This is a genomic window from Paenibacillus cucumis (ex Kampfer et al. 2016), from assembly GCF_019748695.1.
Classification (GTDB): domain Bacteria; phylum Bacillota; class Bacilli; order Paenibacillales; family Paenibacillaceae; genus Paenibacillus; species Paenibacillus polysaccharolyticus.
Genome location: NZ_JACLIC010000010.1, coordinates 239371 through 259394, shown reverse-complemented (window position 1 = coordinate 259394; position 20024 = coordinate 239371). Strand labels below are relative to the sequence as shown.

15 protein-coding genes and 1 pseudogene are annotated in these 20024 nt (G+C 42.9%); 1 reads left to right on the top strand and 15 read right to left on the bottom strand.

Going from position 1 to position 20024, the window contains the following annotated elements; genetic code table 11:
• Window positions 1-77: 77 nt before the first annotated feature.
• From H7T88_RS07525 to H7T88_RS07485, 10 genes and pseudogenes are all read right to left on the bottom strand, one after another.
• Window positions 78-1049 (bottom strand): ABC transporter substrate-binding protein, encoded by a 972-nt coding sequence (locus H7T88_RS07525; protein ID WP_154890860.1) that lies wholly within the window; start codon window positions 1047-1049, stop codon window positions 78-80.
• Window positions 1050-1333: 284 nt separating this feature from the next.
• Window positions 1334-2425 carry a copper amine oxidase N-terminal domain-containing protein gene (locus H7T88_RS07520; RefSeq protein WP_154890859.1) on the bottom strand — a complete coding sequence of 364 codons (1092 nt, stop codon included), beginning with the start codon at window positions 2423-2425 and terminating at the stop codon, window positions 1334-1336.
• Window positions 2426-2638: 213 nt separating this feature from the next.
• Window positions 2639-2921, bottom strand: a pseudogene (locus H7T88_RS28680) (ABC transporter substrate-binding protein); the annotation flags it as partial.
• Between the two features lie 237 nt (window positions 2922-3158).
• On the bottom strand, window positions 3159-4976 hold the full coding sequence (gene kimA / locus H7T88_RS07515; RefSeq protein WP_090918178.1) for a potassium transporter KimA: 1818 nt from the start codon (window positions 4974-4976) through the stop codon (window positions 3159-3161).
• Between the two features lie 338 nt (window positions 4977-5314).
• Window positions 5315-6166 (bottom strand): rhamnulose-1-phosphate aldolase, encoded by an 852-nt coding sequence (rhaD, locus tag H7T88_RS07510; protein WP_221787866.1) that lies wholly within the window; start codon window positions 6164-6166, stop codon window positions 5315-5317.
• A gap of 333 nt (window positions 6167-6499) precedes the next feature.
• The gene (locus tag H7T88_RS07505; RefSeq protein ID WP_221787864.1) at window positions 6500-7039 is read right to left on the bottom strand and encodes a GNAT family N-acetyltransferase; all 540 of its coding nucleotides are present in this window, start codon (window positions 7037-7039) and stop codon (window positions 6500-6502) included.
• A gap of 212 nt (window positions 7040-7251) precedes the next feature.
• Entirely contained in the window at window positions 7252-7533 is a 282-nt protein-coding gene (locus H7T88_RS07500) for a hypothetical protein (RefSeq protein WP_090918184.1), read from the bottom strand.
• 197 nt (window positions 7534-7730) lie between these two features.
• Window positions 7731-8219 (bottom strand): DinB family protein, encoded by a 489-nt coding sequence (locus tag H7T88_RS07495; protein WP_154958525.1) that lies wholly within the window; start codon window positions 8217-8219, stop codon window positions 7731-7733.
• A gap of 32 nt (window positions 8220-8251) precedes the next feature.
• Window positions 8252-9214, bottom strand: a complete 963-nt coding sequence (locus tag H7T88_RS07490; protein WP_221787862.1) for a helix-turn-helix domain-containing protein — start codon at window positions 9212-9214, stop codon at window positions 8252-8254.
• Between the two features lie 348 nt (window positions 9215-9562).
• Window positions 9563-10399, bottom strand: a complete 837-nt coding sequence (locus H7T88_RS07485; RefSeq protein ID WP_221787860.1) for an AraC family transcriptional regulator — start codon at window positions 10397-10399, stop codon at window positions 9563-9565.
• 128 nt (window positions 10400-10527) lie between these two features.
• Here H7T88_RS07485 and lacZ point away from each other — a divergent pair, with 128 nt between their 5' ends.
• A complete protein-coding gene (gene lacZ, locus H7T88_RS07480) occupies window positions 10528-13668 on the top strand; it encodes a beta-galactosidase, LacZ type (RefSeq protein ID WP_221787858.1) in 3141 nt (1046 codons plus the stop codon).
• Window positions 13669-13776: 108 nt separating this feature from the next.
• Here the strand turns inward: lacZ and H7T88_RS07475 are convergent, their stop codons facing one another.
• The 5 genes from H7T88_RS07475 to hsdR all read right to left on the bottom strand — a co-directional run bounded on the left by H7T88_RS07475 (window position 13777) and on the right by hsdR (window position 20024).
• Window positions 13777-14121, bottom strand: a complete 345-nt coding sequence (locus H7T88_RS07475; protein ID WP_154982741.1) for a hypothetical protein — start codon at window positions 14119-14121, stop codon at window positions 13777-13779.
• A gap of 75 nt (window positions 14122-14196) precedes the next feature.
• A complete protein-coding gene (locus tag H7T88_RS07470; RefSeq protein WP_154958530.1) occupies window positions 14197-14433 on the bottom strand; it encodes a hypothetical protein in 237 nt (78 codons plus the stop codon).
• A gap of 283 nt (window positions 14434-14716) precedes the next feature.
• Window positions 14717-16180, bottom strand: coding sequence for a restriction endonuclease subunit S (locus tag H7T88_RS07465; RefSeq protein ID WP_221787857.1), 1464 nt, complete (start codon window positions 16178-16180; stop codon window positions 14717-14719).
• The gene (locus H7T88_RS07460) at window positions 16181-17650 is read right to left on the bottom strand and encodes a class I SAM-dependent DNA methyltransferase (RefSeq protein ID WP_221787856.1); all 1470 of its coding nucleotides are present in this window, start codon (window positions 17648-17650) and stop codon (window positions 16181-16183) included.
• A 34-nt stretch (window positions 17651-17684) separates the two neighbouring features.
• Window positions 17685-20024 carry an EcoAI/FtnUII family type I restriction enzme subunit R gene (gene hsdR / locus H7T88_RS07455; protein WP_221787855.1) on the bottom strand — a complete coding sequence of 780 codons (2340 nt, stop codon included), beginning with the start codon at window positions 20022-20024 and terminating at the stop codon, window positions 17685-17687.

Below are 20024 nucleotides of genomic sequence, written 5' to 3'. Positions count from 1 at the left end.
TGCCTCATCGTCTCTTCTCTTATATCATTTTTATTATGAAAGGTTTACGCGTAATCCCTTAGGTGTTAATTGCTTGATTATTTCCCTGTGCCAAGAAATCCTTCTTTGAAAATATTCAATACATAGTCGAGCGTAATCGGGTCACTGTACGTCACCGCTTTGGTATCGAGCTCGATAACCTGTTTGTTCTGAACGGCCGGAATTTTACTCCAGATTCCCGACTTCATAATCTCGTTATCCCGAGTCATGTCTCTACTGAGCACGATGAAGTCACCCATGTACTCCGGAAGCACTTCAAGTGACAAGGAGTGATAACCATCTTTTAACGTATCATTCTTTACTTTTTCAGGCATATTCAACTTCATGGCTTGGTACAGCGCTTCCGTTCCACGTGCCCAGTGATCCCCCATGGCAAAAACTTCTTTATCAGCGATTTCGATGGTGGACACCGTTACTTTATCTCCATACTTCGCTTTAATCTCATTGCCGATCTCCCCGGCTCTTTTGGTGAAATCATCAATCCATGCTTGTGCTTCAGACTCTTTGTTCAGCACTTTACCAATCTCCAGTTGCTGTTGCAAATAATCGAGTTTACCCCATGTGTATATGATCGTTGGGGCAATTTTGGAAAGTTGTTCAAGATTTTTCATATGTGAACCTGCAATGATTAAGTCAGGATTCAAAGCGGAGACACTCTCCGGATCTTCATCACTTACGATAGCAACGTCTTTTAATTTATCCTTGAACAGCGGATTTTCTGCTGTCCATTTATCTACGCCCACTGGCGTTACATCCATAGAAAGGATATTGGGACCGTTCGTCAAAGCAACGATACGTTGCGGTTTAGCCGGAATTTCCACGGGCCCTGTTTCGGATTGATACGTTATCGTATCTGAAGTATTCGCTGCTTCACTGCTCGTCCCTTCCGTTGCAGTTGTCTCTTGTTTTCCATTGTCTGATGCACCGCTTGAAGCCCCGTTACCACATGCGCTGGCAATCATCGTAAACAACATCAGCACGATGAACGGTAGAATCCATTGCTTTTTCATCTGTATAGTCTCCCCTAATCGTTAATGATAATCATTATCAATTTAATGAACGTGTTGATTATATGATATGAGTCGATAGCATGTCAATCATCTTGAAACGAATTTCTAGATTTTTCTTTAGTTTATCGTTTGCATTCACTTGTTTCGAAAAAGAATCGATTCGTTCGCAAAAAAAACAGCTTACAGACTTTTGCCTGTAAGCTGTTTCTATAGTGAAGAAAATAACAAGTCATGAATGAAATTCTCCTCACTTGTCTTCGTTGAAACACATTTTAAACAAATCCCTATTTTTGTAAATACTGATCAACATATTGTTCTGCGTTAATAGAGCCTATGGCAATCCAGTTAGCGTAGGTCTCTCCGAACATTTTATACAGTAATTCACTTGAATACAGACCACTTGTTTTTCCGAAAAAGAGGTAAAGCTCCTTTACCGTATTCGTATGCTTTTTACCGTTCAGGTCTGTCCACTTTACCTTTTTGTTCAGATCCACCTTACTGATGTCCTTCGTATGGATTTGTACAATCGATCCGTCAACTTTGAAGTATACAATAACACTCTTCTCATATGGATGACCTTTGAGAATACTCCATCCCTTCATATCCCCTGTTGCCGGTACAGCATATAGTTTTCCTTTTTTAGTCGGCTTAGTAACTGTTGTACTGTTTTGTTTCTTTGGCTTTTCAATCTGGATATTCATTTTCCCTTGACCAATAGATACTTGCATCGTTTCGCCATTATTTTTTAATCCTGCTCCGAAAGCATCAGATAGCACTGAAGCAGGCATTAAAGTCACGCCATTCTCTACAAGAAGTGGAGACTTTAAAGTGAGAGAATTTCCATTTAAACTAGCCTTTGTACCTGATTTAGGCAAACTCACTTGCGTAGAACCAACTTTAATTTCAAAGAGGCCCTGCTGAGCCAAATAATTGACACTGCCTCCCAAAGCTTGGACTACCTCTTTCATAGGAACAAGTGTCACACCATTTTTTAAATATCCCCCATCTATTGGGCTGTCTAAGCTTCCTGAAATGATAACTGACTTTTCTATATTTTCAACCTTAACTGTAATTTTGGAAGAACCAACTCCCAGAATTTTGACCATGCCATTGCTTAATACTTGAAGCAGGTGGGGATCACTAATAGTATAATCTGTTTTCGTAAGACCGACCGGTCTCTTATAATACGGATCATTGGCATCATGTAATGTGAATTCGTCATCATAAATAACATAGATATTTAAGTTAAACTTATCTCCTACAGAAGCCGTAATGGCAGGATCGAGCTCAACATCCTTCACTGTTAAATCCTCTGCAAACACATTGGAACTAAATAAAAGCATAAAAAACATCACAAGTAAACTCAGTTTCTTCATTCTTTCTTCTCCTTCACGTATGTAGTCTCTTTACTTCCTCACTTCTTCAAACAATCTTTGTCTATTGACAGACTATGCCTCCCCTCCTTACTATACATTTTTTTTCGATATTTTTTAAAAAAAATTCTTCCTTTTAGTTAATCAATTACAAAAAACGAATGCGGCATACAGACCGCATTCAGTTTCCCACTCGTCAACCCTGCAAGGTATGAGTTACTTCTTGACTGTACTATTGTACTGATTGATTTTTTCCGTAATCTGCTTCGCAGCGGCATCTAGGATCTCTCATGGCGAACCTTGTCCATTCGGCACGGCTTCAATTGATCCTTCGACAATTTGTCTCGCTTCCGGAAAAACACCCATAACTGCGCCGAATGTTGCTGTCGAATCGGCTGAAGCGTGCAATTGGTCGACTGCTGCCCTGGAACTGCGGATATTTCGTCATATTATCCTTTATTACTTGCTGATCGTAGGTTGCTGTCATAATTAGGAAATATTTGCTTTTACCAATTCCATTGTTAACATAATCATGATTCTGGTTTGAAGTACGCACTTTACATAACATAGATAAAATAGAGGCGTATTGCACATTACACAAACTTACAATACACATAAAAACCGCAAGTACACTCCACACCGGAGTTTCCTTGCGGTAAAATGATGTGTACATTCTATACAAAATATCACCGTACATCGACGAACCTTTTTTATATCGTTGCGGCCTATCCTCCCATTACCGATTCAGATGATACGGCACCGTCGTCACAATCACATCTTTATAATTAATCAGATAAGCCCGAATCATGAAGCTGGTCTGGTTATGCAGTACATTTTGCCACCAGTGCTTCGTAATAAATTGCGGTATCAGGATGGTGATATGATCGGTTTCGGCTGTTTTCCATTCCACCGTATCAATGAATTTCTTCAGCGGGCCCATAATGCTGCGGTACCTCGATTTGATTACGACCAGACGGACGCCTGGATTCCATTCTTCCCACTTCTGCTCCATCTTCCGTATAGCCTCATCATCAAAGCCGATGTACAGTGCCACCACATGATCCGACATCGTCTGGGCGTAACTGATGGTATTCATCACCACCCGAGTAATGCCCGCCACCGGAATAACAATCGTATTGCCTTTCTTGGCCGGTTTATCCACCTGAATATCGATACGTAGTTCGTCTGCGATGTTGCAGTAATGGCTGCGAATGCGCATGAACACATAAACGACCAGTGGCAAGAAGATAAAGATAACCCATGTCTGCGTGAACTTGGTGAAAATAAAAATGAGTGTAATCGACAGTGTGGTCAGCATACCGATTGTATTCACCAGCAGTTTTGTCTTCCACCCTGACGGTTTAATTTTAATCCAGCGTATCATCATGCCGAGCTGCGACAGTGTAAAAGGAATGAACACCCCGACCGCATAGAGCGGGATCAGGTTGCCAGTATCCCCTTTAAATCCAACGACAAGAAGTGCCGACATGACGCTGAGAAAAATAATCCCGTTGGAGAAGCCCAGACGGTCTCCTCGCACCATGAACATATGCGGCATATATTTATCCTTCGCCATCATGAAGGACAACAGCGGGAAAGCAGAGTATGCCGTATTCGCCGCGAGGAACAAGATCAGGGCTGTAACACCCTGGATAATAAAATACATCCATCCTCTGCCAAACGTAGCTTCGGCAATCTGGGAAATGACCGTTGCTTTGGGATCAGGTTTGATCCCATACCCAAAGGCTAACAGCGTAATACCGATAAACATGGCACCAAGGATGCATCCCATCAGCAGCAACGTTCCGGCTGCATTTTTCTCCGCAGGTTGCTTGAAGTTCGGAATGGCGTTACTAACCGCCTCAACCCCGGTCAAAGCCGAGCATCCAGAGCTGAACGCTTTAAGCAGCAGGAAGATACTGACATGCGACAGACTTGTTCCGAATTCCGGAGCCGCAGCATGCATACCACCAGTCAGAAATTTGAATCCACCCGAAATAATGAGTATCGCAATCGAAAAGATAAACAGGTAAATAGGGATCGCCAGCACCGAAGCTGACTCCGTAACCCCTCGTAGATTCATAACGGTCAGAAACACAATCATAATAAGCGCAATAATGACACTATAGTCATGCAGTACAGGAAAAGCAGATGTGATCGCATCCGTACCTGCGGAAGAACTTACAGCCACGGTCAGGATATAATCGACTAGCAATGAACCCCCGGCAATCAAGCTCGGTGTGGTGCCCAGGTTATCCTTGGCTACGATATACGCGCCGCCCCCTGTAGGATAAGCAAATATGGTCTGGCGATACGAAAAAATTAAAATGACGAGCAATCCCAGCACGGCGATGGAAATCGGAACCGAGTACCACAAGGCGGCGAATCCCGCCGCAACCAGCACCAGCAAAATCTGTTCCGTACCGTAGGCCACGGATGATAAAGCATCGGAAGACAGGATGGCGAGCGCCTTCCATTTCCCCAATTTTTCTGCATCCAATTCAGCCGACTTCATTGGCTTGCCGATTAAGATTCTCTTCATTTTGCCAAGCATGATCATAACTTCCTTCCATCTCTTGTCTATAAGCTTCTTTGCTTCTCATCTGGGTAACAATGTCTGTTCTTATCTATGAAGCATAGTTATTATGCAAAATCGCAGAGCCGTTGACAATACGTCATTTCACCCGAAAATCGCCAGCGCGTGATAATGCATTCTACGATTCAATATTCGATAACAAAGCCTTTCTTGCTAAGCAAAATGAACGTTTTTGACCCAAAACGGCGATTGTTTGCCTGAAAAAAGAAAAAGACCTTCGGTTCAAAGAACCAAAGGCCACGATCACGATTTCATATGGTCAGCTTCATATAACACAATTGTCATATGGATCTTGTTTACACTTCATTTTGAATGATACCGGGACGAGGAGTTACGCCAAATTGCTCTGTAAGGGCAAGTAGTTGCTCATCCGTAATCCGCTGCCTGATATCGTGACCTGCAACAAGCATGTACACTTGTGCTGCTTTCTCGATGGTCTCAATCAGACCAAACGCTTCGTCAATCGTTGTACCTGTTCCAAAAATGCCGTGCTGCGGCCAGATCACCGCGTGATACTCCCGCATTTTCTCCGCCGTTGCGCGGCCGATTTCATTCGAACCGGGCATCATCCAAGGAATGATCCCAACGCCATCTGGGAATACCACCACACATTCGGTGCACATCTGCCAGAGTGTCTTGGTAAACTTGGCCTCGTCCAGCTCATGGATGAAGGTCATGGCTAGTACATGTGTCGCGTGGTTGTGCATGACAACCCGGTGGTTCGGGTCTCTTTTCAAACGTTCAATATGGCTCATAAAATGGGTCGGCAGTTCACTTGTCGGGTTCGCGCCACCGTTCAGCCCCCACAATACCTCCAGCACCTGTCCATCCGCAGATACACGCAGTACACCCAGATTGCCTTCCGGGTCTGCCAGCACGTTTTTGAAATATTTCCCCGATGCCGTAACGATAAAATATTGTCCCGCCAGTTCTTGCACGGAAAAGGCAGGTGTGATAGTGCGGATCACATGATGAATGTCAATGTACGGTGCAACCTCTTCCTCTTTCAGTAAATAGCTGACATTACCGCCATTACGCTCATCCCATCCATTCTTCCACATATGCTGCGTAATCTCTGCCATCTCGCGTACAAATGGAATATTGAAACCGGCAGGTTGCTGTCTTTCGGTCTGAAGGGTCACGTTCATGTCTATCCTCTCCTATGTTCAAGTATAAAATGGGGCTGTCACGATCAAATTAAGTTCCTTTTTTCACATTCATTATACCTTTGTTTTTGTTTGTTAGTCAATAATAAACACAGATTATTATTTTATTTATTTTTGTTTATCTTTATTTTATTGTAAAACGTCGAAAACAAGCAAAAAAATACCCCGCCGTCGTCCGGCAGGGTCAGTCACACATCTATTTAACACGAGAAGGGGTTTACAAGAGTTATCATATCCTTCCCACCTTAATAGAAGCTGAACGCGAAATAAAAAATGCATGAAAACGACTCAAGATAAGATACCCTAGAACGTTAATCAGCGGGCAGTATTATTTTTCCGTAATCTATAGAAAGGCTTCATCACACCTGTTGCTTCATCCCGTCGCTCGCGCATTTGCTCAAATCCCAGTTGGCTCAAAATGTGACATGCCGCTTCATTATCCGGATGATGACTTGCCACCAGCGTCGCTACCTCTAATTTGTCAAAAGCATAACGAACAACAGCCTGCGCCGCTTCTTGCGCATAGCCTTGTCCCCAGTGATCCCGAGTCAGCAGGAAACCAAGCTCATAGATGTTCTCCTCCGGATCATAAGGGCAGAGGCCACAGCAACCGATAAACACATCTGAATCTTTCTGAAAAAGGGGCCAGTACTGCACTCCCTCCTGCTTCTCACGCTCGATCTCCTGAGTTAGCCTCGCCTCTACTTCCTCTTCGCTCAGAACCTCGTTGCCACGAACCCAACGGGTCACCTCATGATCACCCCAGAGCGCAAACGCGAGGGCACGATCACCTTCGTCCCATGTCGTAAATACAAGTCGCTGCGTTTCCAATATTTTGGTTTGCTTACGGTTCATATTCTATCAACCTCCCGAATCCCAGGCACAGTCTCAACGTGCGGTCTATACTATTCCATTAATCGTGTACGGTTCAGAGTAAACTCTCGGGCCCCAACATTTTATGTAGTTTGATACGCCTTCCCCTGTTTACGACAAGGCTTCAATATGAAAAAGTAACCCCTGCCGACCCGGTCGGCAGAGGTTCATACGTTCTACTAACATCTGATAGATTACGCCAAAGCAACTTCAATCGTACCGGAAGCAGCACCTCCCTGGTTCGCCAGCAAAGCGAAGACCAGCACCTGACTTGCGGTAATGCTCAAACTGCTGTTCACCGGAACAATATAAGTGACAACTGGAGCATTTACACGAGTGATGACGAGAGATACCGGAAACGGTCCATTGTTGTTCACCGTAACACTTGCATTGGTGCCGCCAGACAGGTTTTCATAGTAGGATTTACCCACACCCGCTGGCAGATTGTAGAACTGTAATGGTAAAAGGATGGCCATCAAAATCACCTCCTTTTTGCTTTGATACGGTATTCTATGTTTCAAATCTAGTAAAGCCACGGTGAATTGACCCTGGTAGAACGTACATTTATAGCTGACATATAAGTTTAATAGATAACGTATCCCGCGAAAAACAAAAAAAGCCCCACCGGATGATCCGGCAGAGCTGCTTATCCAAGAACATACCCAGGAACAAACTAGGCATACAGCATAAAAAAGTTCAATTCATGGCCTTGCTGTTTGAGGTAATTATAGAGCTGTGAGCGATGGTGGAACACATGTGTGAGCGTTTCGATCTGCCACTGCACCTGCAGGTGTCCATGCTCTGCGTAGAAAGCTTTGGTAGAGCGGTTCAAAAAGTCCTCTTCGCTAAGACTTGTAATATATGCTTTGTACGCCTCGAAATTGCTCCATAATGTCTTTTCCAGTTGCTCAATATCCTGGTTTCCAGATAAACTGTCCTCCACTTGACCTACTTCAGCCTCACCTTTCTCTTGCATGATGACAAGATCCGAAGCCGTAATCTGAATAAAATGATGCACCAGTTCCACAAGGGAACGCATATTGTCCTGCGGACGATACGCCCAGTCCTCTGGACGAATTAGACGAATTAACGAAGCACCTGTGCGTACGCCTGTTTCCAGTTCCGTTAACAGATGCTCTCGAATTTGTAATGTTCCATTCATGATTCATTACTCCTTTGTGATAAGTCTATGATTCATAGTATAACGGAAGATACGGCCGCATCATTGTACTTTTCGGACAACATCTGTTGATGCTCCTGAACAGCAACTAGCGGTGTATCGCCGTAAAACTTGCGGAATTGCCTGATCAGATGAGCCTGATCGTAAAATCCATGCGTCTGTGCCAGTTCAGCTCCGTCCGTAGCCAGGCCTTTGCGAATGCCATGCAACACCTGATGGAAACGAACAATTTCACTAAAACGCTTGGGACTGATACCCACTTGTTCGGTCATTTTGCGATGCAACTGACGTTCACTGACAGCTTCTCCCTGGGCAAGTTCTTGTATACTCAAGCGGCCATTATCCTTGAAGATCCGGTAGAGCACATTACGAAGCAGATCCTGATCAGCATGATGATGAATCGGGCTGCTACGCAGGGTCACTCGGCGGAGGTAAGACTCCATCACCTGCACACGCTGGGCAAAATCCCTCGTTTCTTCCATCTTCAATTGCAGCTCGTCCCATCGAATTGGCCAGCATTCTTCCAGCGGTATACGTCGGTCTGTAAACAAATCCAGTGACTGACCGTGTAGAAAAGGAGCTCCCCCCGGAAAAAAGCGAACTCCAAACGTATAAGCTCCCTCCGGAGGCGCTGTCAACGATAACGGAAAAGCAAAAGGCTGCATGTAATTGCCGCAATAGCTATACGTATGCCTTTCTTGCTCTGGATTATAATCGATCAGAATGTCAGTGCAACCATCTGGTAATACCCGGGCAGAGGCCGGAAATTTCAACCTTAAGTCATTGACCTTGATGTCCATGTCCATTCCATCTGTGCCATACTTGCCATCTTCCCTATGTTCCCGAGTTCCTGATTCCCAATAACAGGCTACATAAGGTGTAAGCACAGGGGAAGGACTATTCTCTATGTAGTATGTACGGGGGTCCATCCCATTCATCTGTACCGGACGATACAATGCGTGCAGACGAGCGTCCATGCATTTCCCTGCCTTTCCCTTTTATGCGAAAAAGAGCCTCATCTAATCGGTATCTCCCGGTATCTCTCAATATCTCTTGGTTCACATTATATTATTATGCTCATTCTTCTCTCTCATCATATCATGAGTATGATCGCTCAGCTAAACATAAAAAAAGTGCCCTGCTCGGAGGACAATCCGAACAGGGCCAGTCACACATCTATTTAACACGAGAAGGGGTTTACAAGATTTATATTAATCCCTCAACCTTAAGAGAAACTGAAATCCAGATGAAGAACAGATCAAAAAATGAACGAAGGACAGATGAAGAACAGAAGAAAAATAAGTTAGGCACTATTACTCGTCTTTTCAGCCTAAACCATGCAGTTTGCGAAATTTCTCGGGACTCATGCCCGTATGTCGTTTAAATATCGTACAGAAGTAACTCGCATTTTCATACCCTACCCGGTCAGCCACTTCATAAATTCGGAGCTCCCGCTCACTGAACATCAGCTGTTTGCTACGATTGATTCGTTCCTGGTTGACATAAAACACAGGTCTGACACGAAGTGCCTTTTGAAACAACCGACATAGATATTGAGGAGATACAACAGCCACATCCGCCAGTTGCTTCAGCGACAAAGGCTGATCCAGGTGCTCTGTAATGTAACGTAGCACTGGTTTTAACCGTTCCATCTCGTCGTTATCGTTGTCCGACACAATGAGCAAAGGCTTCAGATCCAGTAGCAAGGCATACAGGTGTTTGGAACTGTCCCGATCATCGGCAGCATTCATCGCATCCCCCGTGCCTTCCTCCCTTACAAGCAACAATTCCAAAGCGTTCAGCAGTTCGGGTTTTCTAAGCTTATATACTCCTGAACTGGTGATTCCCGCATAGGCCAGTAGCTGACTTGCCTCCCGCCCTTGAAAGGATACCCATGCCAGTTCCCAGTGATCCGTAATAGGCCTATACTCATGCGGAATATCGGGGTAGGTGATAAACACCTCCCCTGGGCCAACGATATACTCTCCTTCATCCTCTATAATCAGCCTGCCTTGTCCCTGAATGACCTGATGAATCTGGTAATCGGGAAAGCCTTCCGGGCGCTCCGTTTCAAATTGATGTTCCCAATACCCAACGGTCGTCATATAGACTGGCAGACGTGCGGCTTCGTCTGTTTTACCAAAAAAGATTCGTGTATTCATGCGGTACACCACGCTCTCCAGCTTTAGTTTCATATTGTGATATATATGGGCAATATTCTTTATTTTCTAAGTACCTGATCAATTCTATACTGTGAATATATTATAACATGATCAAAGGAGTTGCTGATATGCGAAAGAAACTTGTGCACACCCCTCCGGCTAACGGATATCCGGAATGGAACAACAATCCCGAGACGTTTCAGGTGAATCGTCTGCCGGCCCATGCTAATATGGTAGCGTTTCCAACAATAGAAGAAGCCTTGTCCAATGAATTTACTTCGTCCCCTTGGTACCAGACGCTAAATGGTTCATGGAAGTTCAGCTTTGCTGAAACGCCAGAACAGCGCATTGTCTCTTTTTACGAAGCCGGTTATGACGCTAGCAATTGGGATGAGATCGCTGTCCCATCCAACTGGCAGCTTCAAGGCTATGATTACCCTCACTATACGAACATGACTTATCCTTGGGTGGAGCGCGAGCCTGAGTTAAAACCACCCTTTGCACCAGCAACCTATAACCCTGTCGGTTCCTATATTCGCACGTTTACAGTTCCTGCGGACTGGAAAGATCGTCCGGTCCTGTTGCACTTTGAAGGCGTTGAATCTGCCTTTTATGTGTGGGTGAATGGAGAACTTGTTGGGTACAGTGAGGATACCTTCACACCTGCGGAGTTTGATATCACGGCATATTTAACAGAAGGTGAGAACAAGCTGGCGGTTGAGGTTTATCGCTGGTGTGATGCAAGCTGGCTGGAGAATCAAGATTTCTGGCGACTTAGCGGTATTTTCCGCGGCGTATATCTGCACTCGCCTTCGGCGGTTCAGATCGCTGATTTCTTCGTTCGGACGGAACTCGATGATGCTTTGCAGAATGCAGAACTGCAGTTGGATGTGAAACTGTACAATCATAATGCTGGACAGCAAGTGGAAGGCTTGACGGTTCAAGCGCAGCTCTATGATGCGGAGCAGAAGCTTGTTTTGGATCAGCCGCTCGCGGCAGAAGTTTCTTTTGCCAATGAAGAAGAAATAACGTTACACCTCTCTACTCCAGTTGTGAACCCGCTCTTGTGGAGTGCTGAAACGCCTAACCTGTACACATTGGTACTTTTCATCCAGAATACTTTGGGCGAAACGGTCGAGGCTGTTCGTACCCGTGTCGGATTCCGCAGATTTGAGATCAAGGACGGCTTGATGAAAATTAACGGCAAACGCATCGTGTTCAAGGGTGTCAATCGCCACGAATTCTCGCCAGATTCAGGACGGGCCATCGGCCGTGAGGATATGATTCGTGATATCGAGCTGATGAAAGCCTATAACGTTAATGCCGTGCGCACATCGCACTATCCAAACCAGACGCTCTGGTATGAGCTGTGTGACGAATACGGACTGTATGTGATTGACGAGACGAATCTGGAGACACATGGTACCTGGTACTATGGGCAAAAAGAAATGAACGACGGCAACATCCCGGCAAGCAAGCCGGAATGGCGCGACAACGTCATCGATCGCTGTAACTCCATGTTCCAGCGGGACAAAAACCATGCGTCCATCATCATCTGGTCGCTTGGTAATGAATCGTTTGGCGGCGATAACTTTATCGCCATGTACGACTATCTGAAACAAGCCGACCCAACAAGACTCGTTCATTATGAAGGAACTTATCACTACCGCCCTACCGATTCGGCAAGTGATATTGAATCCACGATGTATATCAGCCCGAACGATATCGAACAGTATGCACGGATGAAAGGGGACAAAAAACCTTATATCATCTGTGAATACAGCCATGCGATGGGCAACTCCTGTGGCGGTCTGCACCTGTACTGGGAAATGTTTGATAAATATGAGATTTTACAAGGGGCATTTATCTGGGATTGGGTGGATCAATCCATTCGTACCAAGACAGCAGACGGTATAGAATATCTCGCTTACGGTGGAGATTTTGGCGAGTCGCCGCATGACGGCAACTTCTGCGGTAACGGACTGATTTTGGCAGATAAAACGGTTACGCCGAAGCTGGAAGAAGTGAAAAAATGTTATCAGAACGTTCGCATGCAGGCGCTCAATCTGCAAACCGGACTGGTTCGCATCACGAATCATTTCCTGTTCACAGACCTGAACGAATATGCACTCGCCTGGACGTTATCCCATAACGGATTATCTGTGGAAAAAGGGCATCTGGACATTGCTGCACAGCCTGGCGAATCCGTTGAAGTCCATATCCCTTACACACCATCTTCCGACCTGTACACAGAAGCTGTTCTTACTGTCTCTCTGGAAACCAAGAAAGCTACGAAGTGGGCAGAAGCAGGACATGAGATTGGTTGGGAGCAATTCGTCGTATCTCCTCGTCTGCGTGCAATTCAGCAACCTGTTGCGGGAGCAAGTGACGCGCTTCAAGTGGAGGAACTGCAAGTTGGCGGATTGAAAGTGAATGCGGGTGAAGTCTCCATAAGCTTCAGTTCGGTTACTGGCGCACTTACTTCCTATCAGATTAACTCTCAGGAGCAATTACTGGCACCCGCTCGTGCGAACTTCTGGCGTGCGATGACCGATAACGATCTGGGTAACAAACTGAATGAACGTGCCGCTTTCTGGCGTGATGCTCATGCGACGAAAAAGCTGATTCGTTTTGAACATCATACGGATGCGCAGGGCTGTCATGTGACAACCGATTATACGTGGGATGTTAGCCCGGGAAGTACGCTGTCCATCACCTATCACATCAAGCCGAATAGCGAGCTTGAAATCAGTCAAACCCTCGTCTCCGGTGCAGGTCTGCCTGAACTTCCTGAGTTCGGTATGCTGTTTGAATTAAAAGACAGTCTGGATACGATCTCATGGTATGGTAGAGGGCCGCATGACAACTATATCGACCGTCAGTCCAGTGCACGCCTTGGCTATTACACCGGAGCCGTTCGTGATCAGTTTGTTCCTTACCTGAAACCACAGGAATGTGGTAACAAAACGGATGTCCGTTTTGCTGAGATTACATCGGCTGTAGGCGAAGATGCTGCAAAGGGCAGCATCGGGTTGCATTTTGAAGCCAATGCGCCGTTTGAAATCAATGCACTGCCATGGTCGCCTGAAGAACTGGAAGCGAATGACCATGTCTACAAATTGCCAGTAAGTTCACATACCATCGCTCGTATCAACTACATGCAGATGGGTGTTGGCGGTGACGACAGCTGGAGTGCCCGTACACATCCAGAGTATACGCTGCAAGCCAATCGTCCATATCATTTTACGTTCACGGTAAAGCCTGTATAGAGCTCCCGCTCCATTTAGCTTAATTTCTTAGGTTCCATCCTCGTAACAAACACCAAAAATCCCTGTTAGCATGATGCTGGCAGGGATTTTTGTGATGGAGATTATTAACTACTCAAACGTTACACTCTCACTTTTGTCATTCCAGCTAATGTTAAACGTAATGGGCTCTTTGTTATCCACCGGATTTAATGCACCGGACTCGGTAACCGGTGTCGGTTGTTTGGCGAGTGCCCGTCCCCACCGCTCAAAATTTGGTCCTTTGATATTGTAGACGAAATCTTTGACAGTACTCTCATCTCCTATGTAAACAATCCCGTATGAACCTGTTGAACGTTGCAAGGAAACATCCCAATGCGCACTCTTCTCATGTTTGATGTCATCCACACCACAGGCGGTCAGCATAGTGAACATTGATACAATACCTAATACCAGCGGTAATTTCATTCGTTTCATTTTCATTCTATCCCCTACTAATTGGTATTTACCCCATATTGGAAACGGTGATAGAAATATTCGAACACCCTGTAGTTATCTCGTGTAACGATCTATATCCTCTTCCGCTGACTCGTGCATTCTTTTGTGATATTCTTCATGCTGATGAACGTCATTTTTCAGCTTAGCCAAGAAGCCCCAACCTGTAAAGAACATGAGCAGCACAGCAATCAACGCATAAGCAAAACTAAATTGATTCATATAGAAATTGACAAAGATTCCGGCCAATATGAAACCTAGAATCCACAATACCCATTTTGTACTTTTTCTCATCGCTGTCCCTCCTTACTCGGTTGTAATTATTTACTCTATCATACTCTATGTATTCTCATACATACGCTCTAAAAGTATTACGGTTGCGTTAATTAAAAAGAAAAAGGCTCCCTCTCGGGAGCCTTTCCTCTATCGGTTTTTACACCTTTGTTACATCATGCCACGCATTCATCAGCAGATGAAATGTGCAAAAATAGCATCATAAAAGGTATTAAAATTAAGGGGGTTATACCATTTGAAATAGTTGTAGAGATTAGAACACCCCTAAGATTATTACAACATCCTATTTGATCAGTTGTTTTGTGTAGGGAAGAAGTTCTTCTATCTTCTCTACGATGCGTTTTTGTTCTCGAAGTGGTGGTAGAGGAATAATCATTTTTTTCAAATGAGTAGGTCCATAGTGCTTAATTGTTCCTCCGGACTTTTGTTCGTTTATTTGCTTTATATAAGCATTTGACATAATGAAGTATTTAAAATACTCCTTATAGACATTGCCATACATTTTGAATCGTATTTGACCAGTGTAGGGTATTGTACCTACAGTTTCTTCAGTTACTTCACATATTTTATCCATTGAAGCACTAGTGCTTATTATAATATCTCCTAAATCTAGTTTAAAGTGATTCCACCTTTTCTCTACCATCTTTGGATCTAAATAGTTGCATCCGTCTAAACTTAATTTATCCCCTTGCATACCAGCAATTCTAATTAAGGGAATCCCTGAATTTCTGAAATCTTTTGCCATGATTCCTGGTCCTTCTTGAAAATTTGACATCTCTGCAATCCTAACCCACTTCCATGTCTCTGGTATATCAAATGGAATCTCTTCCTCACTGATTTCTGGAAGTGCCTTGGTCTCTTTAATCTTGCCTTCCTTAATCAACTTTTTCTTTTCTTCTTGAATATGCTGATACAGTTCTTGAGCAGTTCCATCTTCTTCACGCTGTTCAACCAGTTTACCTTGGATAGCATATTGCAAAATAGATTTACGCATATCCTCCGGGAACTTTTTGTTCAATCCCTCCAATTCAGAATAGGCTAAATCATATTTATCCACATAAGTTATGAGCTCTTCGATCTTTGCTACGATACGCTTTTGTTCTTCAAGTGGAGGGAGAGGGAATAATAATTTCTCCCAAGAAGTTTTATTAATTATCGGGGTTGCTGTACCTGTTGCCTTAGATAGCATACTTAATAGAAAAAACTTAGAATTCAATAAAAAGTAAACATATAAATGATTGCAAATCAAAGGTGTGATTGAATTAATTTGTTGATTGTAAGACACATCAACTAAATTGATAGCACACTTTCCAATAGAGCCACCAATACAAACTTGCAATATTGAATATTTTTCACTTACTCTGCCAACTTTTTCCCCTTTTTCAGAAAGACCTTGATTTTGATAATTAATTACTCCATTAAATATATCTCCGGGAGAAATAAAAGGGATAAAGTCACCGAAATACTCCTTCTTGGTTTTTGATGGTGTATTTCCTGTTTGTGTAATACCTAATTCTCTTAATCTCACCCATTTCCAATTTTCAGGAATATCAAACGGAATCTCTTCTTTCATAATTTCAGGTAGCTTTTTCTCTTTCTTAATCTTCCCTTCCTTAATCAACTTCTCTTTTTCCACTTTAATCTGCTCAAGAAGTTCATTTGCTGTTCTATCTGCTTCTCTTTGTTCTACCAGCTTGCCTTGAATAGCTAATTGAAGAATACTGTTCCTTAGGTCCTGTCCATTCATTTAATTACCTCCAAGCATAGAAGTAATCTGTCCTAAAACATGATCAATTTCAGCATTAAGAGAGGCGCGCTTCTCTTGATATTCTCGAATCAAATCCATTGGCTCTAGAATCACTTCTTCCTCGTGAGGAAAGCCACAAAGATCAATGTTATAGCTTCGATCTACAATTTCATCGATTGTGTACCTTCTAGCCTTGGGATAACCGTCAACATCAATATCTTCTCGATTTCCCCACCATTCTAGAGCTTCATTAAAGTGTTCCAACTTCATCGGTCTGGTCTTTGAGAAGTTCTTATAGCCTTCTGGCATATCCACACGATAGAACCAAGTTTCCGCCGTAGGTTTGCTGTTCTCAAAGAACAAGATATTAGTTCGAATAGATGTATAAGGTGCAAAAACACTATGTGGCATTCTAATTACAGTGTGAAGATTAAATTCACTGAATAATTTCTTCTTAATATTGAATTTGGCATTATCCGTTCCGAACAGAAATCCCTCAGGAATAATAACTGCTGCTCGACCATTTTTCTTCAATCGATACATGATCACATTCATAAATAAATCTGCGGTTTCAGAACTTCTAAGTTCTGTTGGAAAGTTGACTTTGACGCTCTCCTTTTCACTTCCTCCATAAGGCGGATTCATTAAGATCACATCAAAGGGCTCCATCTTTCGAAGTTCTTTATAGTCTGTTTCTAATGAATTCCCATGAAGGATTTCTGGATCATCAATATCATGAATCAGCATGTTTGTTACACTCAACATATGCGGCAATGCTTTCTTTTCAATTCCATATACAGATTTGTTATAGATTTCTCTATTTTCAAGAGAGTTACCAACTTGTTTATCGAGTGCAGCTAAAGCTGATGTCAAGAAGCCCCCAGTACCACATGCGAAATCTCCGATTTTTTCTCCTAATACCGGTTTTACCACTTCTACCATAAAGTCGGTGACAGCTCTTGGTGTGTAAAACTCACCAGCATTTCCTGCACTCTGTAAGTCCTTTAGGAACGATTCGTAGATTGTACCGAACTCATGGCGATCTTTATATTCTGTGAAGTCAATCTCATCAATGATATTAATAACTTGCCGAAGCAACACTCCGTCTTTTTGATAATTGTTAGCATCTTCAAAAGCAGTTTTTACGATGCTTTGGCTCATTGGTGTTTCTTCATCAATTTCTAGTTTTTTAAGCATAGGAAAAAGTTTGTTATTTACGAAATCTAGTAAAGAATTTCCTGTAAGAGCCTCTCCATCTTTTAGATCAACTGCCCAATCTCTCCATTTTAAATCATCTGGAATAATGGACTTGTAGTTGTCATCATAAAGTTCCCACGCTTCTTCTTTTGCATCATATATTTTCAGGAAGAGAATCCATACGATTTGCTCAATTCTCTGGGCATCTCCATTAACACCTGAGTCATTTCGCATAACATCCTGAATTCTCTTAACAAAATTACTAATCGCCATAACTTAACCAGCCTTGTCTACTTTGTATTTTTACTTATGCGTAATAAATCTCATTCTCTAGTTCTTTTACCGCCTTGAGATAAGCTTCCTTTCCACCAAAGGCTTCGACTATTTTCATTGGGCTACCAATTTTAGCAAATTCCTTTAGTTGAAGCACCTTTGCATCTCCAATCTCTTTAATGCCATCATTAGCATACTTATCAAGCAGTGCTTCAATTACTTGCTGGGCAACATCGGAATACTTGAATAGATAGTGACGTTTTTTCACATTCTCTGCTCGCTCTTTTTTTGTCAGTGGTGGTTTATCATAAGCCAAGTGGCAAATCAGGTCAAAATCGTCTAGCTCCGTTTTGCTTAATTCTTCTTTGACCGCATCTAGCAGTACTCCACTGTCTTGTAATTCATCAATGATGGCTTGTTTTTTCTCCACTTCTGTCCAAGTTCTCAAGAAATCATCCAACTTTCCATATTGCTCTAGGATATTTTTTTTTGTGTAGTCAATTAGACTTTCAGTTATGAGCTTCCCATCTTTATCAACATATTGGACTCTCTCTGAAAGAACCCGAACACTAACATCGCCTATGTAATATTTGCGAGGTTTGTCTTCATCCTCATCATTAAATGGTACCGTATCTCCAGTTCCATACTCTCCGTTATCTTCTTTGCTTTCATCTGTCGGTAGCTTTGGCTCATCCATCGGATCATCTCCATTAAGGTCAATCACCAATTCTGGTTTGCCGTCAAAAGCAGGGTCGGCAAAGAGTCTGCTGGAATTACGAAAGTCCATAATATTAAAGTAGGTCTTACCGTATTCCTCGAGAAGTCTTGTACCGCGACCGATAATCTGCTTGAATTCGGTCATGCTTTTGATGTTATTTTCTAATACAATCAACTTACACATTTTCGCATCTACACCTGTAGTCATGAGCTTACTGGTTACTGCAATAACCGGATAATCACTTTCTTCATCAATAAAGTATTCTAGTTGTGCTTTTCCTTCATCGTTGTCCCCAGTGATACGCATAATGTATTTATCATTTTCTGCATACAAGTCATTATTTTCATTAATAAGCGCTTGTCTCATACGTTCGGCGTGTTCAATGTCAACACAAAATACGATCGTTTTACTAAAGCGATCCGTTTTCTTTAAGAACTCTGTGATTTTTGATGCTATGACTCGTGTGCGTTCATCAAGTACAAGGGATCGTTCAAAATCTTTTATATTATACTCTCGATCTTCAATTTCATAGCCAAATTTATCAACCATTCCTGCTTCTGGTCGATAGCCTTCAAGATCTCGATCTAATCCAATTCTGATGACTTTATAAGGCGCCAGGAAGCCATCATTTATTCCTTGTTTTAAAGAGTACTCATAAATTGGCTCACCAAAGTAAGTCTGGCTTGAGGCTTCTTTTGTTTCTATTGGTGTTGCTGTACAACCAATGTGAGTAGCCGATGAAAAATAATCCAGAACCTTTCTCCATGCTGATTCTTCTTTTGCACTCCCTCTGTGGCACTCATCTATCACAATTAAATCAAAAAAGTTCGGTTGGAACTGACGAAAAGCCTCTTCTCCATCGTCACCAGTAAGTTGCTGATAAAGAGCTAAATAAATCTCATAGGAACTATCAAGATCTTTACTTTTCACCTTAGTCATCTTCCCGCTAAATGGCTTGAAGTCTCCCGTAATAGTCTGGTCAACTAGTACATTGCGGTCTGCTAAGAACAGAATCCTTTTTTTAAAACCAGATTTCCACAACCTATAGATAATTTGAAAGGTCATAAAGGTTTTACCGGTACCTGTGGCACTAACTAAAAGCACACGCTCTTGCCCTTTAGCAATCGCATCTACTGTTCTATTGATTGCGACCCTTTGATAATACCTAGGTGTTTTATAATTAGGCACATAATAATATGGCTCTAAAATAACCTTTTCTTCAGCCTCACCGATATTTTTATCAATTAAATATCTTTGGTATAATTCTTCTGGGGATGGAAACTCTTCAAGTCTTAGTTCTCTTACCTCCCCAGTAATTAAGTTCTGTTCAACAAAGGCATCCCCATTAGAAGCGTAGACATAGCATATGTCAAGTGCTTTCGCATATTCGATCCCTTGCTGTAAACCTGCCCCTACCGAATGATTATTATCCTTGGCCTCTATGACTGCTAAAGGAAAGTTATTTTTATAAAAAAGTACATAGTCCGCTCTTTTCTTTTTTCCTCTGGCAGTCACATTTCCACGAAGTATGATTCTTCCAGCTGTAAAAGCATATTCAAGTCGCACTTGTTTATTTATATCCCAGCCAGCATCATTGATCGCCGGTGTGATATATCTAGCTTTGACATCTTCTTCAGATAAATTCCTCTTTCCCAT

Excerpts from the sequence above, each read along its gene's own strand:
- H7T88_RS07525 (WP_154890860.1), bottom strand. The coding sequence starts at position 1,049 with ATGAAAAAGCAATGGATTCTACCGTTCATCGTGCTGATGTTGTTTACG.
- H7T88_RS07520 (WP_154890859.1), bottom strand. The coding sequence starts at position 2,425 with ATGAAGAAACTGAGTTTACTTGTGATGTTTTTTATGCTTTTATTTAGT.
- kimA (WP_090918178.1), bottom strand. The coding sequence starts at position 4,976 with ATGCTTGGCAAAATGAAGAGAATCTTAATCGGCAAGCCAATGAAGTCG.
- rhaD (WP_221787866.1), bottom strand. The coding sequence starts at position 6,166 with ATGAACGTGACCCTTCAGACCGAAAGACAGCAACCTGCCGGTTTCAAT.
- H7T88_RS07505 (WP_221787864.1), bottom strand. The coding sequence starts at position 7,039 with ATGAACCGTAAGCAAACCAAAATATTGGAAACGCAGCGACTTGTATTT.
- H7T88_RS07500 (WP_090918184.1), bottom strand. The coding sequence starts at position 7,533 with ATGGCCATCCTTTTACCATTACAGTTCTACAATCTGCCAGCGGGTGTG.
- H7T88_RS07495 (WP_154958525.1), bottom strand. The coding sequence starts at position 8,219 with ATGAATGGAACATTACAAATTCGAGAGCATCTGTTAACGGAACTGGAA.
- H7T88_RS07490 (WP_221787862.1), bottom strand. The coding sequence starts at position 9,214 with ATGGACGCTCGTCTGCACGCATTGTATCGTCCGGTACAGATGAATGGG.
- H7T88_RS07485 (WP_221787860.1), bottom strand. The coding sequence starts at position 10,399 with ATGAATACACGAATCTTTTTTGGTAAAACAGACGAAGCCGCACGTCTG.
- lacZ (WP_221787858.1), top strand. The coding sequence starts at position 10,528 with ATGCGAAAGAAACTTGTGCACACCCCTCCGGCTAACGGATATCCGGAA.
- H7T88_RS07475 (WP_154982741.1), bottom strand. The coding sequence starts at position 14,121 with ATGAAACGAATGAAATTACCGCTGGTATTAGGTATTGTATCAATGTTC.
- H7T88_RS07470 (WP_154958530.1), bottom strand. The coding sequence starts at position 14,433 with ATGAGAAAAAGTACAAAATGGGTATTGTGGATTCTAGGTTTCATATTG.
- H7T88_RS07465 (WP_221787857.1), bottom strand. The coding sequence starts at position 16,180 with ATGAATGGACAGGACCTAAGGAACAGTATTCTTCAATTAGCTATTCAA.
- H7T88_RS07460 (WP_221787856.1), bottom strand. The coding sequence starts at position 17,650 with ATGGCGATTAGTAATTTTGTTAAGAGAATTCAGGATGTTATGCGAAAT.
- hsdR (WP_221787855.1), bottom strand. The coding sequence starts at position 20,024 with ATGGGAAAGAGGAATTTATCTGAAGAAGATGTCAAAGCTAGATATATC.